This window comes from Pseudomonas sp. R62 (assembly GCF_000257605.1).
Taxonomy (GTDB): domain Bacteria; phylum Pseudomonadota; class Gammaproteobacteria; order Pseudomonadales; family Pseudomonadaceae; genus Aquipseudomonas; species Aquipseudomonas atacamensis.
This window is the reverse complement of sequence record NZ_JH635998.1, coordinates 1,407,584-1,411,594: the sequence shown is the minus strand read 5'-3', so window position 1 is coordinate 1,411,594 and position 4,011 is coordinate 1,407,584. Positions and strand designations below refer to the sequence as shown.

The following is a 4,011-nucleotide window of genomic DNA, read 5'->3' as shown; positions in this document are numbered from 1 at the left end:
GCTCAGGCGCAGCGCGTCACCGCTGGCGAGGTAATCCTCAACGTTGCGCGCCACTTCATTCTGAAATTGTTGCGACAGCCCCAAGTAACGCTCCATCAACAGATAGGGGCGTTCGAGGGCTTTTTGCGACCACCACAGCGTGGCGCCAAGGGCCACGCAGACGGCGACCAGCAGCAGAGTGTTGAGATTGGTGAGCAACTTCAGGCGCATGACGGCTACCAACGGCAGGAATGGTAAGCGCCTGAATTTATTGCGGTTCCATTACAAGGTTATGACCGAATCAGTGGATTCCGATGAAAAAGTGGCACTTTGCTTTGACTGGCGCGCGGTCTGCACCCGATTGCGTCCGGCACCTTTGGCACGGTACAGCGCTTCGTCGGCCTGGCTGGCCATCATCAGGCTGTCGGAGTCATCGCACATTTCCACCACGCCGGCGCTGAAGGTGCACCACAGATCCTGCGGCTGCGCCGGATAATGAATCTCGGCGAAGCGCTGGCGAATCTCGTCGAGGACTTTGTGCGCCGCGTCGATATCGGTGTCGGGCATGACGATGGCGAACTCTTCGCCGCCGTAACGGCCGATGAAGTCGGTCTTGCGCAAACGCTGTTTGAGAAACAGCGCCAGGCTCTTGATCACCCGGTCACCCATGGGGTGGCCATGGCTGTCGTTGACCCGTTTGAAGTGATCGATGTCGAGCATGGCAAAGCTCAGTGGCTTGTTCTCGCGGCGCGCGCGGAACGAGCAGTCTTCGAGCAATTGCAGAATATGCGTGTGGTTGTACAGACCGGTGAGGCTGTCGCGGACCATCCGTGCTTTGAGGTTGCGCGCCCGAGCGGCGCGGTTGCGCACGGTGGTGATCAGGTGTCGCGGTTTGATCGGCTTGGTCAGGAAGTCATCGCCGCCCTCGCTCATGGCGTCGAGCTGCTTGTCCAGATCGTCCTCGGCCGACAGGTAAATGATCGGCACGCTGACGTAGCGGTCATTGTGACGGATGACTTTGGCCAGCTCGGTGCCGGTGCAGGCCGGCATGTACATGTCGAGGATGATCAGGTCCGGCTGGAAATCCGCCAGTTCGGCCATTGCCTGAATCGGTTCGATCAGGGTGCGGGTGACAATCCCGGCGCTGTTGAGCAGGCGCTCGGTGTGCAAGGCCTGGGCGCGCGAGTCGTCGATGATCAGCACTTTATAGGGCTCGTACTGAGCGACGCAGGTCAGCACTTCGATTTTTTCCAGCAAGCTCGAGGCTTCGAGCGTGCCGGTGAGGAATTCCTGACCGCCGGCGCGCACGGCGGCGAGGCGGGTAGGGGTGTCGGTTTCGTGCAGGCTGAAGAACAGCAGTGGCAGGGGTTCTTCGAGGCCGACCTGAGCTTCGGCGGCGAGTTTCAGGCCGATGCCGGGGCCACTGAAATCCACGTCCATGACAATCGCCGCGGGTAAGCGCTCGACCATCGACGATCGAAACGCGGCCACGCTGTCCAGTGCCTGTGCGCTCAAACCGAAAAATTCCAGTTGCTTGGCCAGGCGTTCGGCGCGGTCGTGATCCTGCAACATCACGTAGATCGGCTTGCGCAGCGGCGGCAGGAACGTCTGGTCGAGCTGATCACCATGGCGCAGGCCGGTGCGCGACAGGCGCTGCATCAAGCGATTCAGATCAGTTATCAGGCCGCTGCTGAGGCGCCCACGGTTGGCATCCACCGCTTGCAACGACTGGCTGATGTGGTGCGCCAACTGAGTGTGTTCCGGCTGTTCGAAACGCTCGGCAAAACGCAGCAGACGCAGATTCGCCTCGCTCAGTTCGGCGAGATCGACGGTGGACCACTCACTGCGTTGCAGGCGCTGCCATATCTCAAGAATCTGACGTGCCTGATGAATTACCCGCTGGGCAAAGTGGTGCTTGAGACGCTCACGGCTGGGGTCTTCTGGCTCGGTCATATCCTGACTACTAGTTAGGGTGCATGCTGAGATCGACTGGTGGCTCTATGCTAGCACCTCTTTTCCCTTAGACGAGTGTCGTACGTCAATAATCTGCTGGACGACACGATTCAGTTTCTGACCGGGTGGTTTTCTCATGCACTTGCAGGTCAGTCAGATGCCCGAAATCCGGACGCTTGCCTTGAAGGGCAGGGCAGAACAGTCGGGAATTTGTACATCGCTGCTCGGGCCGAACCCGGATCAGAGTTCACTGCGTTGCTGGCGTTGCCCTATCAGGGAATCCCTTAGTGTGTCGCGAAGCGTCATCGGGCCGCACCATTTGCGGCTTATCGTTAGCGACGGGTGCCCGGCCTTGGCACGTTGTTGTATGGTTGTGGTCGAACCGTTGAACCCAAGTGATTGAAAGGATATCGCCATGCTGGACTGGAAAAACCGCGCGGGCAGCGCGCCTGAACGTGCCGCCGAGCCCAAGTCGGCCACCCGCAGCTATGTCGGCGGGCTGCTGTTCAGCCGGGCGCTGGCCACAGTGGTCGGTCTGTATTTGCTGGTCACCATCGCGCTGGGCTGGTACTGGAGCCAGGAACCGGAGCTGTTTCCGGTGGCGCAGAACGCCCAGGTCGCTGCCGAGAAAGAGGGCAAGCAAATGGTGGTCGGCTACACCACGGTCGAGACCCTGAAGACCGTTGCCGGCACCTTGCTCAACAAGCCGGGCGGTTACATTTCCAATGACCGTTTCCCGCCGGGCCTGTGGATGGACAACACGCCGAGCTGGGAATATGGCGTGCTGGTGCAGGTGCGTGACCTGACCCGCGCCCTGCGCAAGGATTTTGCCCGTTCGCAATCACAGTCCGCCGAAGACGCCGATCTGGCCAAGGCCGAACCACGCTTCAACTTCGATAACAAGAGCTGGGTGCTGCCGTCCAGCGAGTCGGAATACCAGGAAGGCATCAACTCCCTGAGCCGTTATCAGTCGCGCTTGTCGGATCCGAATCAGAAAAACGCGCTGTTCTACGCCCGCGCCGACAACCTCAACAACTGGCTGGGCGATGTCGGCACCCGTCTCGGTTCGTTGTCGCAACGCCTGTCGGCCAGTGTCGGCCGGGTCAAGCTCAATACTGCGCTGAAGACCGAAGTTCCGGCGGTCGGCGAAGTGCCGCAGGTTGACGAAGAAGTCGTGGAAACCCCGTGGATGCAGATCGACAACGTGTTCTACGAAGCACGCGGTCAGGCCTGGGCGCTGTCGCATCTGCTGCGCGCCATCGAAGTCGACTTCGCCGATGTGCTGGCGAAGAAGAACGCCACCGTCAGCGTGCGCCAGATCATCCGTGAGCTGGAGGCTTCGCAGGAGCCGGTGTGGAGCCCGATGATCCTCAATGGCAGCGGTTTCGGCGTATTGGCCAACCACTCGCTGGTCATGGCCAACTACATTTCCCGGGCCAACGCTGCGGTGATCGATTTGCGTCAACTGCTCAATCAGGGCTGATACGTGAGCCAGACTACAAGAGAGGCGGCCCATCGCGCCGCCTCGGACGCTGAACAGATCGCCTGGGTCGACGAGCAGGACAACCTGCTCGGAGCTCTGGTGCGCTCCGACTTGCGTGAGCGCGGGCTGATTGGCCGTGGCACCTACATCATGCTGTTCAACTCCGCCGGTGAGCTGTGCGTGCACCGGCGCACGTTGAGCAAGGCGATTTACCCCGGTTACTGGGATGTTGCCGCAGGCGGCATGGTCCAGGCTGACGAAAGCTACGCCGAGTCGGCGGCGCGCGAGCTTGCAGAAGAGCTGGGCGTCAGCGGCGTCGAACTCATCGCTCACGATCACTTCTACTTCGAAGACACCGGCAACCGCCTGTGGTGTTCGGCGTTTTCCGCCGTGTGGGACGGGCCGCTGAAATTGCAGCCGGAAGAAGTCCTCGAAGCGCGATTCATCCCCGTCGAACAGGTCATGCGCGAAATCAGCGAAAAGCCTTATTGCCCGGACTCTCTGGCCGCCCTGAAGCGCTATCTCAAGGCGCAGCAAAGCAACGTCGCAAAGAACACATGAATTGGCGCCGATTGGCACTTAGCAATCGCGATTTT

At 60.4% G+C, this 4,011-nt stretch carries 3 protein-coding genes and 1 pseudogene; 2 read left to right on the top strand and 2 right to left on the bottom strand.

Features of this window, described 5'->3' with window-relative positions:
• Window positions 1-210, bottom strand: a pseudogene (locus OQK_RS07680) (methyl-accepting chemotaxis protein); the annotation flags it as partial.
• Between the two features lie 51 nt (window positions 211-261).
• Entirely contained in the window at window positions 262-1,932 is a 1,671-nt protein-coding gene (gene gcbA, locus OQK_RS07675) for a diguanylate cyclase GcbA (protein ID WP_016771860.1), read from the bottom strand.
• Window positions 1,933-2,347: 415 nt separating this feature from the next.
• On the opposite strand from gcbA, the gene OQK_RS07670 reads away from it, so the two are divergent.
• Together OQK_RS07670 and OQK_RS07665 are read left to right on the top strand one after the other, a co-directional pair.
• Window positions 2,348-3,415, top strand: a complete 1,068-nt coding sequence (locus OQK_RS07670; RefSeq protein ID WP_016771859.1) for a DUF2333 family protein — start codon at window positions 2,348-2,350, stop codon at window positions 3,413-3,415.
• Window positions 3,416-3,418: 3 nt separating this feature from the next.
• Window positions 3,419-3,976 carry an NUDIX hydrolase gene (locus tag OQK_RS07665; RefSeq protein ID WP_016771858.1) on the top strand — a complete coding sequence of 186 codons (558 nt, stop codon included), beginning with the start codon at window positions 3,419-3,421 and terminating at the stop codon, window positions 3,974-3,976.
• Window positions 3,977-4,011 lie beyond the last annotated feature (35 nt).